Annotated in this window: 17 protein-coding genes; 8 read left to right on the top strand and 9 right to left on the bottom strand. The window is 71.9% G+C overall.

The window, feature by feature from the left end; genetic code table 11:
- Positions 1 to 67 precede the first annotated feature (67 nt).
- Positions 68 to 904, top strand: coding sequence for a PhzF family phenazine biosynthesis protein (locus OHS59_RS00770; protein ID WP_328491428.1), 837 nt, complete (start codon positions 68 to 70; stop codon positions 902 to 904).
- A 59-nt stretch (positions 905 to 963) separates the two neighbouring features.
- Complete coding sequence (locus OHS59_RS00765) at positions 964 to 3,774, top strand: helix-turn-helix transcriptional regulator (RefSeq protein WP_328491427.1); 2,811 nt, start codon at positions 964 to 966, stop codon at positions 3,772 to 3,774.
- 114 nt (positions 3,775 to 3,888) lie between these two features.
- Here the strand turns inward: OHS59_RS00765 and OHS59_RS00760 are convergent, their stop codons facing one another.
- From OHS59_RS00760 to OHS59_RS00725, 8 genes are all read right to left on the bottom strand, one after another.
- Complete coding sequence (locus tag OHS59_RS00760) at positions 3,889 to 5,817, bottom strand: anthranilate synthase family protein (RefSeq protein ID WP_328491426.1); 1,929 nt, start codon at positions 5,815 to 5,817, stop codon at positions 3,889 to 3,891.
- The gene (locus OHS59_RS00755; protein ID WP_328491425.1) at positions 5,814 to 6,482 is read right to left on the bottom strand and encodes an isochorismatase family protein; all 669 of its coding nucleotides are present in this window, start codon (positions 6,480 to 6,482) and stop codon (positions 5,814 to 5,816) included. Before OHS59_RS00755 ends, OHS59_RS00760 begins: the two co-directional genes overlap by 4 nt.
- Positions 6,483 to 6,507: 25 nt before the next feature.
- Positions 6,508 to 6,759 (bottom strand): phosphopantetheine-binding protein, encoded by a 252-nt coding sequence (locus tag OHS59_RS00750; protein WP_328491424.1) that lies wholly within the window; start codon positions 6,757 to 6,759, stop codon positions 6,508 to 6,510.
- A gap of 34 nt (positions 6,760 to 6,793) precedes the next feature.
- Positions 6,794 to 8,494, bottom strand: coding sequence for a (2,3-dihydroxybenzoyl)adenylate synthase (locus tag OHS59_RS00745; RefSeq protein ID WP_328491423.1), 1,701 nt, complete (start codon positions 8,492 to 8,494; stop codon positions 6,794 to 6,796).
- 102 nt (positions 8,495 to 8,596) lie between these two features.
- Positions 8,597 to 9,634, bottom strand: coding sequence for a ketoacyl-ACP synthase III family protein (locus OHS59_RS00740; RefSeq protein WP_328491422.1), 1,038 nt, complete (start codon positions 9,632 to 9,634; stop codon positions 8,597 to 8,599).
- A 95-nt stretch (positions 9,635 to 9,729) separates the two neighbouring features.
- The gene (locus tag OHS59_RS00735; RefSeq protein WP_328498992.1) at positions 9,730 to 10,221 is read right to left on the bottom strand and encodes a shikimate kinase; all 492 of its coding nucleotides are present in this window, start codon (positions 10,219 to 10,221) and stop codon (positions 9,730 to 9,732) included.
- A 41-nt stretch (positions 10,222 to 10,262) separates the two neighbouring features.
- On the bottom strand, positions 10,263 to 11,447 hold the full coding sequence (gene aroC, locus OHS59_RS00730; protein ID WP_328491421.1) for a chorismate synthase: 1,185 nt from the start codon (positions 11,445 to 11,447) through the stop codon (positions 10,263 to 10,265).
- Between the two features lie 41 nt (positions 11,448 to 11,488).
- Complete coding sequence (locus tag OHS59_RS00725) at positions 11,489 to 12,880, bottom strand: class II 3-deoxy-7-phosphoheptulonate synthase (RefSeq protein ID WP_328491420.1); 1,392 nt, start codon at positions 12,878 to 12,880, stop codon at positions 11,489 to 11,491.
- Positions 12,881 to 13,473: 593 nt separating this feature from the next.
- Here OHS59_RS00725 and OHS59_RS00720 point away from each other — a divergent pair.
- The 5 genes from OHS59_RS00720 (at position 13,474) to OHS59_RS00700 (ending at position 18,989) form a co-directional block, all read left to right on the top strand.
- Positions 13,474 to 13,797, top strand: coding sequence for a phosphopantetheine-binding protein (locus OHS59_RS00720; protein WP_328491419.1), 324 nt, complete (start codon positions 13,474 to 13,476; stop codon positions 13,795 to 13,797).
- Complete coding sequence (locus OHS59_RS00715) at positions 13,790 to 16,603, top strand: type I polyketide synthase (RefSeq protein ID WP_328491418.1); 2,814 nt, start codon at positions 13,790 to 13,792, stop codon at positions 16,601 to 16,603. The genes OHS59_RS00720 and OHS59_RS00715 overlap by 8 nt, the downstream gene beginning before the upstream one ends.
- Before the next feature lie 9 nt (positions 16,604 to 16,612).
- The gene (locus OHS59_RS00710; RefSeq protein WP_328491417.1) at positions 16,613 to 17,407 is read left to right on the top strand and encodes a thioesterase II family protein; all 795 of its coding nucleotides are present in this window, start codon (positions 16,613 to 16,615) and stop codon (positions 17,405 to 17,407) included.
- A 28-nt stretch (positions 17,408 to 17,435) separates the two neighbouring features.
- Positions 17,436 to 18,491, top strand: coding sequence for an aldo/keto reductase (locus OHS59_RS00705; RefSeq protein ID WP_328491416.1), 1,056 nt, complete (start codon positions 17,436 to 17,438; stop codon positions 18,489 to 18,491).
- Positions 18,492 to 18,569: 78 nt separating this feature from the next.
- A complete protein-coding gene (locus OHS59_RS00700) occupies positions 18,570 to 18,989 on the top strand; it encodes a lipocalin-like domain-containing protein (protein ID WP_328491415.1) in 420 nt (139 codons plus the stop codon).
- Here the strand turns inward: OHS59_RS00700 and OHS59_RS00695 are convergent.
- Entirely contained in the window at positions 18,964 to 19,899 is a 936-nt protein-coding gene (locus OHS59_RS00695; RefSeq protein ID WP_328491414.1) for a LysR family transcriptional regulator, read from the bottom strand. The genes OHS59_RS00700 and OHS59_RS00695 overlap by 26 nt on opposite strands.
- A gap of 140 nt (positions 19,900 to 20,039) precedes the next feature.
- Here OHS59_RS00695 and OHS59_RS00690 point away from each other — a divergent pair, with 140 nt between their 5' ends.
- On the top strand, positions 20,040 to 21,425 hold the full coding sequence (locus OHS59_RS00690) for an FAD-binding oxidoreductase (RefSeq protein WP_328491413.1): 1,386 nt from the start codon (positions 20,040 to 20,042) through the stop codon (positions 21,423 to 21,425).
- The last annotated feature ends 49 nt before the right edge of the window (positions 21,426 to 21,474 follow it).

Here is a 21,474-nt window from a genome sequence, read left to right as displayed (position 1 = left end):
GGTGTTCGGCCGGTGCTGTGGGGGTGAAAGCTGTCGGTAGGGCGACGGCGCTGGTAGCTTCACCGATATGCATAGTTACGTAGTCGCGGACGCCTTCACGGACACGCCACTGGAAGGAAATCCGGTCGCCGTTTTCTTCGACGCGCACGACATTCCTGACGTGCGTATGCAAAGAATTGCCAGAGAGATGAACCTCTCCGAGGTCACCTTTGTGCTCCCCGCCGAGAAGGGCGGTGACGCGCGCATCCGAATCTTTACTCCGGTGAACGAACTGCCGTTCGCGGGCCACCCGATGCTGGGCACCGCCGTCGTCCTCGGCCGGACGTTCAAGGGCGATCGGCTGCTGCTGGAGACCGCCATGGGCACGATCCCCTTCGACCTCGACCGTGAGGGCGACAGGGTCACCTCCGTCCGCATGCAGCAGCCGATTCCCACCTGGGAACCGTACGAGCACGCCGACGAACTGCTGGAGGGGCTCGGTCTGACGTCGTCCACCCTGCCGGTGGAGGCCTACCGGAACGGGCCGCGGCACGTTTTCGTGGGGCTGGAGAACGTGGCCGCCCTGTCCGCCGTCCGGCCCGACCTCCGTGTGCTCGCCCGCTTTCCCGACATGGCGGCGAACTGCTTCGCCCCGGGGGACGGGCACTGGCGGAGCCGGATGTTCTCGCCCGCGTACGGTGTGGCCGAGGACGCGGCGACCGGATCGGCCGCCGGACCGCTGGCGGTCCACGTCGCACGGCACGGCCTCAGCAAGTTCGGCCGCGAGATCGAGATCCTCCAGGGCGTCGAGATGGGCCGCCCGTCGACGATGATCGCCAGGGCCGAGGGCACCGCGGACCGGATCACCTCCATCGAGGTGGGCGGGGCCGCCGTCGTCGTCGCCCAGGGAGTCATCCACGTATGACGCCCACGGGGAGCCGGTGTGACGGACAGAGACCTGAACGGGACGGGCGGCACTGAGTGATGTCGGAAGACACGGTGACCGAGTGGCCCATGGCCGGCCGCAACACCGAACTGGACAGGATCGAGGCGGCGGTCGCCCGCGGGCACGGCGCCCTGCTGACCGGGGAGCCCGGCGTCGGCAAGAGCCGGCTGCTGCGCGCCTCGTTGCGGCGCGCCGCGGAGAAGGGCGCCGAGGTCAGGCTGGTCAGCGGGGCGGGAATCTGCGGGGCGGACGTGTCCTTGCTGTTCACCGGATGGGCGAGCGGACAGGGCGGCGAGCAGAACGCCGTCGCCCGGCACCTCCTCGACGACGCCTTCCCCGGCCGCCGGACACCTGCCGCGGACGGTCTCCAGGGGCGGTTCGTCCTCGGACTCGACGACGCGCACTGCCTGGCTCCGGCGTTCGCGGCACGACTGCGGGCAGGTGTCGCCGAGGGGCGGCTGACCCTGGTGGCCACCGTCCGGGCCGGCGTCCCCGCGCCCGACGGCGTCAACAGGCTCTGGGTGGAGCGGCTGGTGGAGCGGATGGAGATCGCGGAACTCGACCGGTCGGCGGCGGCCGACGTCGTCCACGCGAAGCTCGGCGGACATGTCGCCGCGGCGGCGCTGGAACGGTTGTGGTCCTTCACCCAGGGGAACGCCCTCCTCCTGACGGAACTCGCCGACTCCGCGCTCGCCGACGGCAGCCTCCACAGCGAGGACGGCACCTGGCTGTGGGGCGGCCTGAACGGCAGACCCGCGGCGCGCCTGGCGGACCTGGTGCACCTGCGGCTCGGCCACCTCTCGCCGGACGAGCGCCGGCTCGTACAGATGATCGCCCTCGCCGAACCGCTCGAAGCGGAGCTGTCCGCCGTCGCGGAACTGACCCACGCCGTGGAGACGCTCGACAGACGGGGCCTCATCACCGCCGAACTCAGCGGCCTGCGACTGCGCCTGCGGCTGGCCTACCCTCTCTACCGGCCCGTCCTCGTCTCCAGCCTGCCCGAACTGACCGGCCTGCGGCTGCGGCGCAGACTCGCCGACGCGCTGGAGGACACCGGCCTGCGTCGGGACGACGACGTACTGCGCATGGTCGTCCTGCGGATCGATGCCGGACAACTGCCGTGCGCCGACCAGCTCCAGTCCGCCGCGAGGACCGCGCTGCGCCATCTGGACTTCGCGCTCACCGAGCGGCTGTGCCTGCTCGCCCTTCCGCTGCCCGACGCCGACATCCCCACGCTCATGCTGCTGCGCGGCCGGGCGCTGGAGGGCCAGGGGCGTCATGTCGAGGCCGAGACGCTGTTCGCCGGCATGTCCGCCGAGGAGGGCCCGACCACCACCGCGGTATGGGCGGAGGCCGTGCAGGCACGCTCGGAGAACCTGGCCTGGGGACTGCGCCTCGTCCAGGATGCCGAGGCCGTCCTCGACGAGGCGGTCACGGCCGCTCCCGAGACCGGCCGAGGGCTGCTGCAGGGCGCCCAGACCGTCATGATGCTGTTGGGCGACCGGCTGGAGGAGGCCGCCGCCATGGGGGAGACGGTGCTCGCCGAACCCCGCGATCCGGCCGTGGTCCAGCGGGTACTGCCACCCGCCGCCTTCGCCCGCAACGAACTGGGCGACGCGGTCGGTGCGCTCGCCCTCCTCCAGCGGTGCCGTCCCGAACCGGGTATCTGGAGCGACGAGGCCCGGCTGTCCCACCAACTGGTCGCGGCCTGCGCCGCGCTCCAGACCGGTGCGGTGGCGGTGGCGGGCGCGATCCTGGACGGCCTGCCCGCGGCCCCGGACGACGACCGGCCCGGCGCCCTGTGGACCGCGTCGGTACGGGCACGGCTGTACCGCAGCTCCGGCCGGTACGCCGAGGGCATCGGTCTGCTGCGCCAGGTCAGCGCGCCGCCGGACACGCGTGACTGGCTCACCACCAAGGCGTGGCGGTTGGCTCAGATGGCCGGCGCGCTGGCCGAGGCGGGCGAGCACGCAGAGGCGATGCGTGTCCTCGTCGAGGTCCGTTCCGAGGAGAGCGGCACCGTGCGGTACCCGCTCGCCGCGGACGGGGTTGCCATGGAGCGGGCGCTGGTCCTCGCCCACGTCGGAGACCTCACCGGCGCGCTGCACGGCGCACTGGAACTCGGCGAGCGCGCGGCCGCCGCCGGCCGCGCCTTCCAGGCACTGACGGCGCTGCACCTGGTGGCCCGCATCGGAGAGGCCCGCGCGGTCGTCGAGCGGGCCTCCGCCCTGGCCGAGCACCTCGACTCCGGCCTCGCCGAACTGCAGGCCGAGCACGTACGGGCGCTGGCCGACGCTGACGGGGACGCGCTCTCCGCGCTTGCCGAGCGGTTCGAGGCCATGGGCCTGCTGCCGCTGGCCGCCGAGGCGTCGGCGCAGGCGTGCCGGGCCCACCGTGCGGCGGGGCGGCACCGCAGGAGCCGGGCCACCCGGACCGAGTGCCAGGAACTGCTGCAGCGCTTCGGGGGCACGCTGCCGGTGTGGGCCGCGCTGGACAAACAGGGATCGGAACCGTCGGCCGAACTCACCGGCCGGGAGCGGGAGGTGGCGGCGCTCGCCGCTTCCGGGCTCTCCAACCAGGACGTCGCCGACCGGCTGGGCGTATCGGTGCGCACGGTGGAGAACCATCTGCATCGCGCCTACGGCAAGCTCGGGGTCACCATGCGGGCCGATCTCGCACAGCGTCTCGACACCAGGCTGTCGGCGGACGGCTTCGGGAACGGCCCGGCACCGGCCCGTGGACCGATGCGGCGAGTCCCGGACGCCGGCCCGGCGCAGCCTCGTGCCGACCTCCCGGGACTCGCCGCGGTGGGGAGGCGCTCCGGGCGGGTCGGGGCGGACGAGGCCTGAGACGGGTCCCGCGCGGTGCGGCCGAGCAGGCACATGGCGTGCCCGAAAGGGCACGCCATGCGGCTGCCCGGACCCAGGAGCGGCCCCGGCCGTCCGACGGCCGGGGCCGGGGGGTCATACCGTACGCAGCAGGTCCGAGAGCATCCGGTCGAGGATGGCCGAGCCGTCGCGCGTCATCACTGACGCCGGATGGAACTGGACCGAGGAGAACCCCTGGCCGCGCAGGCCGTGCACCTCGTTGTCCTCGGGGTCCCGGGACACCTCGACGGGGCCCGGCCGGGCCGGCGGGCCTGGGAAGGACTCCCACGGGCTGACGGCGGCGAAGGTGTTGTAGAAGTACACGGCCTCCTTGCGCCCGAAGAAGTCGATCTCCCGCTGCGCCCCCTGGTTGGGCACGGATCTGCGGACCAGTTCCAGCCCGAGGACACCGCTCAGTGCCTGGTGCCCCAGGCAGACCGAGAGGAACGGCGTGTCCGTGTCCAGCAGGCGTCGCGTCACCTCCCGCAGATGCGCGTTCTTCGGGTGGTTGGTGTCGCGCGGATCCCCGGGACCGGGCCCCACGACGACCAGGTCGTGGCCCTCGAAGCGGTACTCCTCGTCGAAACGGCGCACGGTCACGTCCAGGCCGAGGTCGGACATCATCGCCGCGCCCATCGCGGTGAAGGTGTCCTCCGCGTCGATGAGCAGGGCCCTGCGTCCGGACAACAGTGACGACCGGGCGCCCCGGAACCCCGGGGGCCGCCGCCAGAAGCCGGCCATCGGGGCGTTCCGTGCGGCCAGCGCGCTGACCACCTCCGGCAGGGCACTCAGCCCGGGCATCTCGGCCGGTGACCGCGCCGTGTCCGCGGTCGCGGCGGGATCCGCGTACAGGGCGGCGAGCAGGCCCGACGCCTTGGCGCGGGTCTCGTCCGCCTCGGCCCGGGGATCGGAGTCGCGCACCAGGGTCGAGCCCACGCCCAGACGCAGCCGCCCGGCCTGGTCGATGTCGGCGGTCCGGATGAGAATGGCCGAGTCCAGCCGCTGTCCTCCCTCGGAGTCCCGGCCCAGCAGGGCGACCACGCCCGCGTAGTAGCCCCGCCCGCCGTTCTCGTACTTCGCGATGACGCGGCAGGCGCTCTCCAGCGGGCTGCCCGTGACGGTCGGCGCGAACAGCGTCTCTCGGACGACCTCGCGGACGTCCCGGGTGACCTGCCCCTCGATGAAGTACTCGGTGTGCGCGAGGTGGGGCATCTCGCGCAGCCGGGGTCCGATCACTCGGGCGCCGCCGTCGCACACCCGGCACATCATCTTGAGTTCCTCGTCCACGACCATGTAGAGCTCGTTGGCCTCCTTGCGGTCGGCCAGGAACTCCAGCGCCCCTTCGAGGGAGGGACCGGAACCCGGGTAGCGGTACGTGCCGCTGATGGGGTTCATGACCGCCGTGCCCCGGTCCAGCGTGAGGTGGCGCTCCGGACTCGCGCCGATGAAGGTGCGACCGCCCACCCGGATCAGGAACGTCCAGTAGGCGCCGGAGGTGTGGCGCAGCAGCCGGCCGAACAACGTCAGCGCGGTCTGCGCCGACCAGTTCGCGATCTGCGCGACGAACGTGCGCTTGATGACGAAGTTGGCGCCGGTACCGGCGCCGATCTCGTCGGTGATGATCTGCCGTACCACGTCGGCGTACTCGTCGTCGTCGGTGTCGAAACCGCCGTCGCCCACCTCGATGGGCAGGTCCGGGAGCCCCGTCAGCACCTCGTCGGCCGGCACGGCGGCCTGCTCGGTGAGCTGCATGACGAGCAGTGGTTCGCCGTCGTCGTTGTGCTCGTAGCCGCGCTCCGAGATCTGCCGGAACGGCAGCAGGGCCAGAAGGTCGTGCCGGCTGTTGCCGCTCTCCGGCGACAGCGGGAGGTCCGCCGTCGAACCGACCTCGGACACATCACCGACGAGCAGGTCGATCAGGCCCGCGCCCGACGCCTCCGGCCGGTGCAGCAGGGCGAACGAGGGTGGCGGCGCCCCGCCCGTCAGCCTGCCCAGCAGACTGCCGCCGGTGTCGCCGCCGGTCACCGCGCCCCTCCCGTGACTATGGCCCCCAGGGCGTTCGACACGGTCGCGGTCGGCACCACCATGGAGCAGCGGCCGGCCGCGTAGCCGACGGCCATCCGGTGGTCCGCGGCGGAGAAGTCGGCGACGGCGTCGGCGACCAGGAACGTCTGGATGTCGTGCGCGAACGCCTCGCAGGCGGTCTGGAGGATGCCCACATGGGCGTAGACGCCGCACAGCACCAGCTGGTCCCGCCCTCGCTCACGCAGCAGGTCCAGCAGCGGTGTCCGGAAGAACGCGCTCGGCCGCCACTTGACCAGGACGGTGTCGTCCGGGCCGGGCGCCAACTGATCGGGTACGCCCCGCTGCGCGGGATCGCCGCTCATTCCCGGACCCCAGAAGTCCTTGAGCAGACCGCGTTGTTCGTCGGTCATGTCGCCCGGCTGAGCGGTGTACGCCACCGGGACGCCGGCCGCCGCGGCGGCTTCCCGGAGCCGGGTGACGTTGCCGACCAGGTCGGTCACCGGCGGCCGTCCGGCAGGGAAGGGCCGGAGGAAGAAGTGCTGCATGTCGTGCACGAGGAGCACGGCGCGCTGCGGGTCGACCGTCCAGTTCGCCGTGTTCTCCGGCAGTTCGGCGGCGGTCGGCATGGGGTACGACGAGATCTCGGGAATGGCCGGAGCTGCCATGACTGCTCTCCTTTTCAGCAGGTGGTCAGTCGGAGTGCGGACGCAGGGAGTCGAGGTGGCGCACCCAGTTGTCGATCGTCGGGTCGGCGGTCAGGACCTCGAACTCCACCGGCAGGCCCTCGCGGCGCCAGCGGCTGCTCAGCCGCATGACGTCCAGGGAACCGAGCCCTAGGAACACGAGGTTGGCGTCTCCCGGGATGTCCTGCGGGGCGGTGCCGATCAGCGCCGCGACGGCGCTGCGTACCTGATCAGGGGTGGAGACCGGCTCGTCGGCCATGGTGGTGCCCTTCTGTGTCTGTCGTGGCTCTGTGTCAGCGCGCGGGGCGGTCCGTGCCCGTGCCTCCGGAGAGGGGGCTGAAGAAGACCGCCGCGGTGGGCGTGGTCTCGCCCCGGGCCCGGGCCGCCAGGATCTTCTTGTCGATCTTGCCGAGACCGGTGTGAGGCAGTTCGTCCACCACCTCCACCCGGTCCGGCAGCTTGTAGGCGGCCAGCCCGCGTTCGGTCAGCGCGGCCTTGATCTCCGGCAGCGTCGGCGCAGCGCCGACGGTGACGATGAAGGCGTACATGCGCTCGCCGAGATAGTCGTCCGGCACCGGGACGACCGCCGCACGGGCGATCGCGGGCAGAGTCTCCAGATGACCCTCGACCTCGCCGGCGGACACCTTCTCGCCGCCGCGGTTGATGAGGTCCTTGATGCGGCCCTCGATCACCAGCCGCCCGTCGGGTGTCAGCCGTGCCAGGTCCCCGCTGCGGTAGAAGCCGTCCTCGGTGAAGGCCCGCGCGTTGTGCTCGGGGGACCGGTAGTAGCCGCGTGGCGTGTAGGGCCCCCGGGTCAGCAGCTCGCCGATCGTGTCGGGCGGAACGTCCTGGTCCTTGTCGTCGACGATCCGCATCTCGTCGGCCGGGGAGATCGGGCGTCCCTGGGTGGTGAGCAGGGCCTCCTCGGGGTCGTCGTCCCGGGTGAAGCAGATCAGCCCCTCGGCCATGCCGAAGACCTGCTGTATCCCACAGCCGAGTTCGGGCCGGACTCGTGCCGCGAGGTCCCGGTGGAGTTTGGAACCACCGATCTGCAGGGCGCGTACGGAGGACAGGTCCGGCTTCATCCACTCCGCGGCGTCCAGCCAGAGCTGGACGACGCTCGGGCCCACCGAGGTGACGGTGACCCTCTCCTGTTCGATGACCGGGAAGCAGCGCTCCGGCGTGGCGTCCGCCGCGAGCACCGCCGTACCGCCGGACAACAGGGTGCCGATCACACCGGGACAGCCGAAGGTGAAGTTGAACTCGACCGGCAGCACCGCGAGATACACGTCGTCCCCGGTGAGACGGATCGCCTCGACCGCCGCGCGCATCATGTACACGTAGTCGTCGTGGGTACGGGAGATCAGCTTGGGCAGTGCGGTGGTCCCGCCGGACAGCAGGAAGAACGCCACATCGGTGGGGTCAGGGGCGGGGAGCGGGACGGTGCCGGACGGATCGGCGGCGGCACCCGCGGCCTCCACGGCCGCGAGGGTGACCAGGTCGTCGCCCTCCGCCGCTTCGTCGAGGGTGAACAGATGCCGCAGCGTGCCGACTTCTTCGCGCATCCGGCGGCCGAGCGCCGGGTGGTCGAAGCCGCGGTGCACACCGGGCAGGACGTAGCCGGCCGCACCGGAGATCTCCAGGAGGTGCCGGATCTCGCTGGCCCGGTGGGAGGGGAGCGCGAACACGGGTTTGGCGCCGAGCCGGAACAGGGCGAAGCAGACCACCACGAACTCGACGACGTTGGGCAGTTGCACCACCACCCGGTCGTCCGGGGCGATGCCCAGCTCCCGGAACCCGACCGCCGCCCGGCGGGAGCGCAGCACGAGTTCCTCGTAGGAGACCCGTAGATCCCCCTGGACCAGCGCGGTCGCGGAGCCGTGGCGCGCGGCCGAGGACTCCAGCACGTCGATCAGGGTCTCGCCGGCCCAGTAACCCTCTGCGCGGTACCGCTCGGCATACTCATCCGGCCATGGCGTGCATCCGTCGAGCACGGGATGTCTCCTTCGTCAGATCGTGGGTGTGCGGTGAAGCGGGGCGGTACGGGAGGAAGGGGCGCCGGACCGGACACGGCGCGCCCAACGCCGGGGGCGCGGTCACGTACCGTCCGGCCCCTCGGTGATCTCGACGACCGCGCAGCCGACCTCCATGCCGGGGGTGGTGCCGATCATCAGCACCCGGTCGCCCGGGTTCACCTGGCGGGTGAGCCACAGGTGTTCGAGCCCGATGACGACGTCGGACATGCTGGCGTGGCCGATCTGCCGGCTGCGCTCCCAGGTGCCGCGGTCGGCGTCGATGCCGAGCGGCTCCAGGTACAGGGCGTGGAGCGTGTCCCGGTGGAACCCGACGTGCGTGACCCTGGCGACGTCGTCCATCGTCAGGCCGACCTCGGCCAGCGTGGCTTCCGCGACACCCGAGAGCAGGTCGATGAAGTTGCCGCCGGGGGGAGGGGTGCCGTCGGCCCACTTGCGCTGCCAGAACTTGACCCGGGTCTCGAAGTCCAGGAGCTTGTGCGACGGTTCGCGCGGCGGCATCAGGGATCCCTCGGCGCGGTGCCGCCACTCCAGCTTCGGGTCGGAGACCGAAGCGACCGCGAGCACCTTGGCGAATCCGCCCCGCCGGGACACCACGATGGCCGAGCCGCTGTCCGCCATGAAGAACAGCCCGGAGCCACGCCAGCGGTCCACCATCGGGGTGTTGAAGTTGTCCGCGCCCGTCACCAGGACGGCGTCCTTGTCGTCGGCCGCGATGAGCCGGTGAGCGGCCATCTCGATCCCGGTCATCAGCCCGTTGCAGCCCTGCTGGATCACGGCGGCGCTGATCGGCCGGTCCAGCGCGTTCAGCAGGATGTAGTGCGAGGGCGACCAGCCGTCGTGCGGGCCCTGCAGGAACGTGGTGCTGTGCAGCAGTGCGGCGAAGTCGTCGGGGTGGTGCCCCGATCGCCGTATCGCGACCTCGGCGGCCCGGATCGCCATGTCCGGTGCGCCGAGGGTGTCCTCGACGGCCACCGACTCCATGCCGGAGGCCTCGTGCTCCGCCTCGCTGTAGAGGCCGTCCTTCACTGCCTGCTCGACCGGTACCAGCTCGGGTATGTAGGTGCCCACCCCGGCCAGGTAGATGTTCTCAAGCTTCATCGCGGTACTGCCTCTCCCTGCGTATGTCGTCTTCTGTGGGCGAGCCGGGCTCAGCAGAGCACGGTGACCACGGCGGATTCCTGAGTAGCCGCTACTCAGCGCCCCGGCGCCGGGGCGAGGGCCAGTGCCTCCAGCACGGCGACGGCGACGTCCCGCGGAGTGCGTCCGCCGGTGTCGACCACGACGCGGGCGACCTCCAGGTACAGAGGCCGGCGGACCTGTCTCGTCCGACGCCAGGCCGCCTCGGCATCGACCGCCAGCAGCGGGCGCACGGAGTCCGCGCCGACGCGCTGGGCGGCGTCGTGCCACTCCATGTCGAGGAAGGCCACCGGGCCCCCGGCCAGCAGCCCGCGGGTCCGGGCGTCCAGCACCGCCCCACCGCCCAGCGCCAGGACACCCCTGTGCTCGGCCAGGGCGGCACGGACCGCGGCCCGTTCCAGGTCCCGGAAGCGGGCCTCGCCCTCGGCGGCGAAGATGTCGGCGATCGACCTGGCCTGCGCGGCGACGATGTCGGCGTCCGTGTCCCTGCGGGCCAGGCCGAGCCGGTCCGCGATCAGCCCGCCGACCGTTGTCTTGCCCACCCCCATCGGGCCGACCAGGACCACCGCCGGGCCCGGCGGGCGGCCCGTCACCGGACGACCAGGTGGTCGAGGAACCCGGTGACGTTGCGACGGGTCTCCGCCACCGAGTCACCGCCGAACTTCTCAGCGACGGCGTCGGCGAGGACCAGGGCGACCATCGCCTCGGCGACGATCCCGGCGGCCGGGACGGCGCACACGTCGGAGCGCTGGTGGTGCGCGCGGGCGACCTCGCCGGTGGTGACGTCGACGGTGGCCAGCGCGCGGGGCACGGTGGCGATCGGCTTCATCGCCGCCCGCACTCTGAGCGGTGCGCCGGTACTCAGGCCGCCCTCGGTGCCTCCCGCACGCCCGGAGGCACGGCGGAGACCGTCGGCGGAGGGGACGATCTCGTCGTGCGCCCGGGAGCCCGGCACCCGGGCCAGTTCGATCCCGTCGCCGACCTCGACGGCCTTGATGGCCTGGATGCCCATCAACGCCGCCGCCAGCCGCGCGTCGAGCCGCCGGTCCCAGTGCACATGGCTGCCGAGACCGACGGGCATTCCGTGGGCCAGTACCTCCACCACACCGCCGAGGGTGTCGCCGTCGGCACGGGCCTTGTCGATCTCGGCGACCATGCGCGCGCTCGTGTCCGGATCCAGACAGCGCACCGGGTCCGCGTCCAGCCGCCCGGTGTCCTCGGGCACGGGCAGCAGACCGTACGGGACACCGACCCCCGCCAGTTCCACCACGTGCGAGACGATCTCGATGCCGACGGCCTCCCTGAGGTACGACCGCGCCACCGCGCCCAGCGCGACCCTGGCCGCGGTCTCCCGGGCGCTGGCCCGTTCCAGCACGGGCCGTGCCTCGGGGAAGCCGTACTTCTGCATCCCCGCCAGATCGGCGTGGCCCGGGCGGGGCCGGGTGAGCGGGGCGTTGCGCGCCAGGCCGACCAGAACGTCCGGGGCCACCGGATCGGCCGCCATGACCTGCTGCCACTTGGGCCACTCGGTGTTCGCGATCATGACGGCGACGGGGGAGCCCAGGGTCAGTCCGTGGCGTACACCGCCGAGGAAGGTGAGCTCGTCGCGCTCGAAACTCATCCGGGCGCCGCGGCCGTACCCCAGCCGGCGCCGCGCCAGCGCGTCACTCACCATCTCCTTCGTCACCGGGACACCGGAGGGCAGCCCCTCCAGGGTCGCGACGAGTGCGGGGCCGTGCGACTCCCCGGCCGTCAGCCAACGCAAGCTGCTCAACGACGCTCTCCTCACGGGTTCGACAGCGGTTCGGGCGCGGATCAGAGCACCGGGCCGCTCGTTGCGGACAGCGGCCGTGCCGGACGGCGATCACGCGGGCCCAGGAACTCGGAGACCAGGAACGCGAGGTCGAGGGACTGGCTGCGGTTCAGCCGCGGGTCGCACACCGACTCGTAGCGTGAGGCGAGGTCCTTGAACAGGACCTCGTGCCCGCCGCCCACGCACTCGGTGACGTGGTTGCCGGTGAACTCCACATGAATGCCCCCGGGATGCGTGCCCAGGGCGTGGTGGACGTCGAAGAAGCCCCGGATCTCGTCGAGCACGTCGTCGAAACGCCTGGTCTTGTGCCCGGAGGGGGCCTCCACCGTGTTCCCGTGCATGGGGTCGCACACCCAGGCGACCTGCGCTCCCGAGGCGGTGACCTTCTCCACCAGCGGCGGCAGCATCTCCTGCACCTTGCCGGCGCCCATCCGGACGATGAGCGTCAGCCGGCCCGGTTCACGCTTCGGATCCAGCCGGTCGATGAGCCGCAACACGGAGTCGGAGGTGGCCGTCGGGCCCAGCTTCACCGCCACCGGATTGTTGATCCGCGAGAAGTACTCGACATGCGCACCCGAGGGATCCCGGGTCCGCTCGCCGATCCACAGCAGGTGCCCCGAGGTCGCGTAGGGCAGCCCGCTGGAGGTGTCGACGCGGGTGAGGGCCGTCTCGTAGTCCAGGAGCAGCCCCTCGTGGGAGACGAAGAACTCTTCGGCGTCCGCCGCGTCCGGCCCGCTGCCGGTGGCGTGCATGAAGCGCAGCGCCCGGTCGATCTCGTCGGCGATGGACTCGTAGCGGTGTCCGGAGGGCGATCCGGAGACGAAGTCCCGGTTCAGGTTGTGGATCTGACGCAGGTTGGCGTGCCGGCCCGCGCTGAAGGCGCGGACCAGGTTCAGCGTGGTCACCGATGCCTGGTACATCGTCAGCAGCCGGGCCGGGTCCGGGACCCGGGCGGCCTCCGTGAAGTCGAAACCGTTCACCGCGTCGCCCCGGTAGACCGGCAGCACGCGCCCGTCCCGGGTCTCGGTCGCCTTCGAGCGCGGCTTGGCGTACTGCCCGGCGAGCCGGCCGACCTTCACGACGGGAACCGAGCCGGCGTAGGTCAGCACCACCGCCATCTGCAGCAGGGTGCTGAGCTTGTCCCGCGTGGTGTCCGTCCGGACCGCGTCGAAGGTCTCCGCGCAGTCACCGCCCTGCAGCAGGAACGCCTCGCCGCGGGCCACGGCGGCAAGCCGGTTCTTCAGCAGGTCGCACTCGTCGGCGAAGACGAGCGGCGGAAGGGTCTCCAGTTCCCTCGTGACGGCGTCGAGGGCCGAACGGTCGGGCCAGTCCGGCTGCTGAGCGGCCGGATACGCGCGCAGTGGGTCCTGGGTCGAGGTGTTCCACGAAACCATGGGACTGCCCTTCAGGAATGAGCGCATTTCGTGCCTTCGCTTCCTTGTGTCAGGAATGGATTCATGGATTCGAGGATTTCTTTTTCCTGTGGCGGCCCGTTCTTCTGTGATCCACCAGGTGACGGATCCTTCTTTCCGCGGGTGGTTTCGCGTGCCGCCGGAGCCGGCGGCACGCGAGAAGTCCGTCAGCCCGTACCGTCGTGTCCGCCGCCGGCCGGCACGAGGCAGTCGGGGGCCGAACGAGAACACCACGGGTCCGGCGGACCGGGCCATGAGTGCCATCTACTCAGTTCGCGCCCGAGGCCACTGAACGCCGGGGGCGTTGCGGAACGAAGCCCGGCCGTCGGACGGCGCGGGTGCCGACGGCCACCAACCGGGGACTTTCTCCGGTTGGACAGCCGGGCGGCCGTCCACGCGCCCGGACTGTCCAAGGGGCTTCGTTGACATGCTCGGGGGCGGGCAATTAAAAAGTCCTGGCACGCAGCGAAAAGTCATGGGAGGAAAGAGTGGACTCGCAACCGGAGCCGCAGGATTCCTTACCCGCCCCTTCTGGAAAAGAAGTCTCCCGGCCGTCGGCCACGGATACGGAGCGGGTGATCGCCGAAATCTGGTCGGAGGTTCTGGAGGGGCGCCGGGTGGGCGCCGAGGACAATTTCTTCGATCTCGGCGGGCATTCGGTGCTGCTGCACATGGTCCAGGACCGGATCGGCGAGGAACTGGGCACGGAACCGGACCTGGTCGACCTGTTCACGTACACGACGGTCCGGGCGCTGGCCCGGCACCTCGACGGCGGTACGGACGAGTCCACCCGGTCCCACAGCGGGGCGGAGCGGGCCGGGGGCCGCGCGCGGCTTCAGCGCCGGCGTGCCCAGCGGAGCCGGCCGGGCACCCGGGAGCGGGGTGAGACACGTGAGTGACGACAGCCCCGACGAGCAGGCGGACGATGTCGAGCAGGCGGACGACGCCGAACACATCGCCGTCATCGGGATGGCCGCCCGGTTCCCCGGTGCCGAGGACGTCGACCAGTTCTGGCGGAACCTGACCGAGGGCCTGGACACGGTGACCCGCTCGGCCCCGCGCCCGGTTCCCGGCGGCGGCGCCGAGCGCGCGTACGTACCGGCCCGTGGCCTGCTTGCGGACCCGGAGTCGTTCGACGCGGGCTACTTCGGCTACTCGCCCCGTGAGGCCCGGATCATCGACCCCCAGCACCGCGTCCTCCTGGAGTGCGCGGTGCAGGCCCTGGAACACGCCGGCTACGACCCGGCGCGGTACTCCGGCGCCATCGGCGTCTACGGCGGCGGCACCGACACCTCCTACGCCCACCTCGCGCGGTCGGAGTCGGACCGGGGCTCGGGCGTGTCCGACATGGAGATCCTGCTGGGCAACGCGACCGACTACCTGGTCACCCGGATCGCCTACAAACTGGGGCTGCGCGGCCCGGCCGTCACGGTGCAGGCCGCGTGCGCCACATCCCTGGTGGCCGTCCACACCGCCGTCCAGGCCCTGCTGTCCGGTGACTGCGACATGGCCCTTGCAGGCGGCGTCGCCGTGCACGTACCGGCCCGGAACAGTCCGTACGTGGAGGGCGGGATCCTGTCCGCGGACGGGGTCTGCCGGGCCTTCGACGCCGCCGCGGGCGGCACCGTGGGCGGCGACGGCGGGGGCCTGGTGGTGCTCAAGCGGTTCGCCGAGGCCGTTTCCGACGGCGATCGCATCCACGCCGTGCTGCGGGGAACAGCGGTGAACAACGACGGCTCCGACCGGATCGGTTTCACCGCGCCCAGTGTCGAGGGGCAGGCCGCCGTGATCCGGGACGCGCAGGCGGTGGCCCGGGTGGACCCCGCCACCGTCACCTACGTGGAGGCCCACGGCACCGCCACGCCGCTCGGTGACCCCATCGAGGTGGCCGCGTTGACCAAGGCGTTCCGGGACGGCACCGACCTCAGCGGGTTCTGCCGGATCGGGTCGGTCAAGACGAACATCGGGCACACCGACGCGGCCGCCGGCGCGGCCGGACTGATCAAGACGGTCCTTGCCCTGGAACACGGCGTCATTCCGCCGAGCCTGCACTTCAGCGAACCGAACCCGCGGATCGACTTCGCCGCGACCCCGTTCCGGGTGGCCGACCGGGCTCAGGAGTGGCCCACGCGGGGCACGCCCCGGCGCGCGGGAGTGAACTCCTTCGGCATCGGCGGGACCAACGCCCACGTCGTCCTGGAGGAGGCCCCCGCGCCCCCGCCGATGGCGCCGCCCGCCCCCTGGCAGCTGCTGGTCCTCTCGGCGCGCACCCCGGCCGCCCTCGACGCGGCGACGGAGAATCTGGCCGGCTACCTGAACGCCCGTCCGGAGCTGTCGATCGCCGACGTGGCCTGGACGCTCCAGGTCGGCCGCCGGGAGCACGACCACCGCAGGTACGCGGTCGTCGGCAGGACCCGGGACGCCGTACGGACCCTGTCCGGCGCGGACGGCAGTCCGGTCGGCACCGGCGGCCCGCCCCGGCCCCGGTCGGTGACGTTCCTGTTCCCCGGTACCGGGGCGGCAGGCGAAGCGGCCCGGCTGTACGCGGAACAGCGGGCGTTCCGCCGCGCGTTCGACGCCTGCCACGCCGCGGTGCGCGGTCTCGACGTGGTCGACGGGTCCGGCGCGCAGGGCTTCCGGCCCGGCTCGAAGAGCGACGACCCGGCCACGGCGGACCTGCTCGCCTTCGCCGAGGAGTACGCGCTGTCGCGGACGCTGGCCGCGTGGGGTGTGCGGCCGGCCTCGCTACTGGGAACGGGCGTGGGAGTGCTGACGGCCGCCGCGGTGGCCGGCGTGTTCTCCCTGGACGACGCGGCACGGCTGGTGGCTGCCCGGGCCCGACTGCTGGCCCCGGCAGGCGGCGGCGACACGTCGGACGGAGCGGATGCCGCGGCCCGCTTCGAGGAGCTGGTCCGTGAGGCCGGCCCCCGGGTCCCGCGCGTCCCCGTCGTCGGCGGGACGTCGGCCCGGCCGCTCTCCCCGGACGACGCGGTGGACCCCGGGTTCTGGTCCGCGCATCTGCGCGGCAAGACCCTGCCGCACACCGCCTTCGACCCGTTGTTCGAGGACTCCTCCGCCGTGCTCGTGGAGCTCGGCGCGGGCCTGACCCTGACCTCTGCCGCCCGTCGGCATCCCGGGCGCACGGCGGACCACCTGCTCGTGACCGCCCTGCCGGGCGAAGAGCACGGCACCGCGTCCGAAGGGCCGCCCCCGCTGCTCGCCGCGCTGGGTGAACTGTGGCTGGCGGGCGTCGCGATCTCCTGGGCGGAGGTCCACGGAGGCCGGAGGCTGCGGGTCCCCCTGCCGACGTATCCGTTCGAGCGGCAGCGCCACGTGGTGGAGGCCGCCGAAGGGGAGACCGCCGCCGCGTCCGCCGGGACCGCGGACGGGAACGGGCCGGAGCCCAGCGGGCTGGAACATGATGGGCCGGAGCGCAACGGGCTGGAGAAGGAGGACACCGTGGGCCGGGTCGCCCGGCTCTTCGCGGAGATCCTCGGTCTGCCGGACGTCGGCGCCGAGGACAGTTTCTTCTCCCTCGGCGGTGACTCGCTCATAGCCGTCCAGCTCCTGTCCCGTGCCCGCGAGATCTTCGGCGTGGAGGTCGACGTCCTGGGGCTGTACGAGGCCGAGACGGTGACCGAGTTCGCCGCACTCGTCGACCCGCCGACGGGCGGTCACGACAGTCCGCGGCCCGCCCTCTCCTGAGGAGTCGTCATGGTGGACAACACCCGAACCGGGGCCGGCGCGCCCCGCACGGCGCCGGAAGGCCCCTGGCTGGTGCGCCGCGAGCGTCGCCCGGAAGCCGCCTCGTCCCTGTACTGCTTCACCCACGCCGGCGGTTCGCCCGGCGAGTACGTCCGCTGGTCCGACGATCTGCCGGACGTCCAGGTGTGGGCGATGCAACTGCCCGGCCGGGCCTCCCGCCGGGCCGAACCCGCCTTCACCAGGATGCGTCCGCTGGTCGACGCACTGCTGGACAAGGTGGTCTTCGAGGAGCCGTTCGCCTTCTTCGGGCACAGCCTCGGGGGACTGGTCGCCTACGAGGTGGCCCGTGCGCTGCGCGAGCGCGGCCGGGAGCAGCCGGAGCGGCTGTTCCTGTCCTCGTCCCCGCCACCTCCCCTCGTGCACGGCGAAGCACCGCTGCACCAGCTCTCCGGCGCGGAACTGCTGCCCGCGCTGGAGCGCCGGTTCGGGGCCTTGCCGGAACCGGTCCGGGCCAACCCCGCGCTCCTGGAGATCGTGCTCGCCTACTACCGGGCCGACATCGAGGTGTTCGAAACGTACGACCACCTCCCCGGTGAGCCGCTCGACCGCCCGATCACGGCCTTCGCCGGCACCGAGGAGGCGGACACTCTGCACATCGAGGGCTGGAAGGCGCACACCAGCGCCGCTTTTGATCTGGGCTTTCTGCCCGGCGGGCACTTCTACCTCCGCGCGGAGCGGCAGGAACTGCTACGCAGGGTGGGCGAAGCGATGCCGGGAGCCGAGTCGCCCCGAGGACAGCGGTGACAGGAGCTACAGGGTGACAGGAGTCGACATGCAGTACACGACCTTCGGCCGCGGCACGGGCCTGCGGGTGTCGGAGTACGGACTGGGCACGGTCAACTTCGGAACACGGTGGGGCGGCGGAGCCGAACCCGACGAGGCCCGCAAGGTGTTCGACCGGTTCGCCGACGCCGGCGGTACGTTGATCGACACCGCCGACTGCTACCAGTTCGGACAGGCGGAGGAACTCCTGGGTGACTTCCTCGCCGCCGACCGCGACCACTTCGTGCTGGCGACCAAGTTCGGCTACGGCTCCACGCCGGAGTCGCGGATCTCCGGCACCGGCAACAGCCGCAAGAACATCGTCCGGTCGGTGGAGGCGAGCCTGGAGCGGCTGTCCACCGACTACATCGACCTGTACTGGGCGCACTTCCCCGACACGGTCACTCCCCTGGAGGAGATCCTCGGCGCCCTGGATGACCTGGTGCGGGCCGGCAAGATCCTGCACGCGGGCCTGTCGAACTTCCCGGCGTGGCAGGTCTCCCGGGCCGTGACGATCGCGGAGCTCCGGCACCTGGCACCGGTCACCGCCATCCAGACCGAGTACAGCCTGGCCGACCGCACCGCCGAGCGCGAGCTGCTGCCGATGGCGGAGAGCCTCGGCCTCGGCGTCGGCCTGTGGTCACCGCTGGGCGGCGGGCTGCTGACGGGCAAGTACCGCACCGGCGCCGAGGGGCGGCTCACCGACTGGAAGGGCCGGGTGATCCGTACCGAGAGCACCAGCCAGCGGACCGCCGTCGTCGACGCCGTGTGCGCGGTCGCGGCGGAGACCGGGGTGCCCGCCTCGCAGGTGTCCGTCGCCTGGGTACGGGAGAGGGCCCGGCGCGCCGCCGCCTTCGTGCCCGTCATCGGCCCGCGCACGGTGGCTCAGCTCGACGACTACCTGGCGGCTCTCGACGTCGAGCTCACCGGCGAGCAGCTCGCCCGGCTGGACGAGGCCAGTGCCGTGGCACTCGGCTCGCCCCATGAGGTGAGCGCCGCGGCCCGCGGGCGGGTGCTCGGTGGTGACCCCGCACGCGTACGCGTTCCGGGCATCGCGCTCCCCTGAGGCGGGACCGGATCCGGTGCGGGACCGTGCGGACAGAGGACACAGAAGCACAGGGACATAGGGAAGGCGCGCCGGGACATGACGGTGAGTGAGCTCGTCGGGGTGTGGAGGCTGGCGTCGTTCCACGACGTCGACGAGGACGGGAACAGGAGAGAGGGGCCGCTGGGCCCCGAACCCGAAGGGCTGCTCTTCTACTCGGTGGAGGGGCACGTGTCCGTGCACATGATGCGCACGGGGCCTTCGGCGCCCGGCGGTGGGCCAGGGGAGAGGCCGCCCCAGAACTACATGAGCTATTCGGGCACGTGGCGGCGGTCCGGGGACCAGGTCGTCCACACGCTCACGCTCGCTCCGGAGCCGGGCTGGATCGGCACCGACCAGGTCCGTGACCTGAGTCTGGACGGTGCCACCCTCACGCTCCACGGTGACTCGCTCATCGGCCCGAGGCAGCGCCGCGTGCTGGTCTGGCGGCGCGTCAGCCCGAAGGCGCCACCGGAGTGATCTGACCGGCTCCGACCGTGTCGGGCTGCCGCGTGGTGCTGCGGACGCGGTCGACGAACGCCCGGGCGGCCGGGCTGACGGGGCCGTCGACGCGCCAGGCGAGGGCGACCTGACCGCGCAGTTCGGGGTACGAGAAGGGGATCGCGCACAGCCGTGCCGGGTGCGACCTGACGAGGGACTGCGGAAGGATGGCCAGTCCCAGGCCCCGGCTCGCCAACTCCGCGAGGATGCCCGGGTTCCCGGCTTCGAAGCTGATCCGCGGAGTGAGGCCGGCCTCGGCGCAGACGGCGTCGAGGCTTTTGCGCATGCCGGTGCCCGGCGGAAGACTGATCAGGGCCCGGTCCCGGATGTCGTCCAGGGTGATCGCCTCGCGCGTGGCCAGCGGGTCGCCGGGACTCACGGCCGCGACGAGCGGCTCGTCCACCATCACGTGGGTCGCCAGGCCGACGGGTACCTCGCCGCCCGACAGGGCGATGAACGCCGCGTCGAGCCGGCCGGCCCGCAGCGAATGGACCAGTTCCTCCGAGTTCGCCTCGGAGAGGGTGATCTCCACCGACGTGTGCTCCTCATGGAAACCGGCGAGCAGGGCGGGCAGGCTGAAACCTCCGCAGGACGGCACCATCCCCACCGCGACGTGTCCGCGGACGAGGCCGGTCAGTTCATCGACGACCAGCCGTGTGTCGGTGATCGCCGCGAGCGCGGCACGCGCGTAGGGGAGCACGGCCGCGCCCACCTCGGTCACCCGCACCAGGCGTCCGGAGCGGTCCAGCAACTCCTGGCCGAGCTTGCGCTCCAGCCGGCGGATCTGAGCGCTCACCCCTGGCTGCGCGACATGCAGCCGGGCGGCCGCCTTCGTGAAACTCGCTTCCTCGACCACGGCTACGAAGTACTCCAACTGCCTCAGTTCCATAACCAATCATGCTAGCAAGAAGAGATTTCAGATCTTGGACTTCTGGATGTCGATGAACCAGTGTGACGGTGTACTGGCTCGCCGGCACCCCTCGTCGGGTCCGGTCGAGCTCGGCGGACTGGGAAGGAAACACGGCAGCGATGAGCGATGTCCCGGCGGAATTCGAAGAGCTCGTTGAACGGGTGCAGGGACCGGTGTTCACGCCGGGCAGTTCCGGCTACGACGACGAACGGTCCGGGTTCCAGACAGCTTTCCGGCATCGACCGGCGGTGATCGTGGGCGCGACCGGACCTGAAGACGTGAGCGCCGCCGTCAAGTTCGCCGCCGCCGGAGGGCTCCCGGTGGCCGTGCAGGCCACCGGACACGGTCTGTCGGCGGCCGCGCAGGGAGAGGGGGTCCTGATCAGCACCGCCCGGATGACCGATGTCCGGATCGACCCGCGGAACCGGACCGTTCGGGTCGAGGCCGGGGTGCGCTGGGAGCAGGTCATCGAGGAGGCGGCGACGCATGGACTCGCGCCGCTGAACGGCTCCGCCCCGCACGTGGGGGCCGTCGCCTACACACTCGGCGGCGGCGTCGGCGTACTGGGCCGTCAGTTCGGTTACACGGCCGACCACGTACGCAGCATCGACGTCGTCACGGCCGACGGCGCTCTGCGCCATGTGACCGCAGACAGCGACCCCGACCTGTTCTGGGCGCTGCGCGGTGGACGGGACAACTTCGGCATCGTGACCAGCCTGGAGGTCGCGCTGGTCCCTCTGAGCCGGATCTACGGCGGCGGGCTGTACTTCGACGCCGATCTGGTCCCGGAGGCGCTGGCCACCTACCTTCGATGGACCACTACGGTGCCGGAGGAGCTGACCTCCTCGATCTCGCTGATGCGCTACCCGGACCTCCCGCCGATCCCGGCGCCCCTCAAGGGCCGCTACACCGCCCACATCCGCGTCGCGTACACCGGCGACGCGGAGTCGGGCAGGCAACTGGTCGAGCCCCTGCGGGCGATCGGCCCGCGCCTCATCGACAGCATCGACGAGATGCCGTACACCGCGAGCGGCACCATCTACAACGACCCGGCCTTCCCGCACGCCTACTACGGGAACAACGTCATGCTGGGCGAGGCGGGATCCTCGGTGGCCGAGGCCGTCCTCGATCTCGCCGGCCCGACAGCGGCGGCCCCCTGCATCGTGGACGTGCGCCATCTCGGCGGCGCCTTCTCCCGGCCGCCCGCCGTCCCCAGCGCGATCGGCAGCCGGGAGGGCGAGTACATCCTGCGTGTCCTGACACCGCTGGCGATCTGCGACGTGGACACCGCCCGCCCCGTGCACGAGCGGCTCTACGAGGCGGTGCGGCCGTGGACGGTCGGCCGCAACCTCAACTTCATCTACGCCGACGAGGCCACACCGGACCAGACGGGCCTCGTCTATTCGCCCGAGGATCTCCGGCGGCTCTCCGAGATCAAGGCCGTCCACGACCCGGCCAACCTGTTCCGCTTCAACCACAACATCGCGCCCGCCGCGAAGGCGTGAGAAGCCCTTCCCCCGAGCACATGAGTGGCGGCCCCCGCCCAACGGCGGG

This window comes from Streptomyces sp. NBC_00414 (assembly GCF_036038375.1).
Classification (GTDB): Bacteria; Actinomycetota; Actinomycetes; order Streptomycetales; family Streptomycetaceae; genus Streptomyces.
Note: the sequence above shows the minus strand (reverse complement) of the source record. Positions and strands in the feature narration are given on the sequence as shown.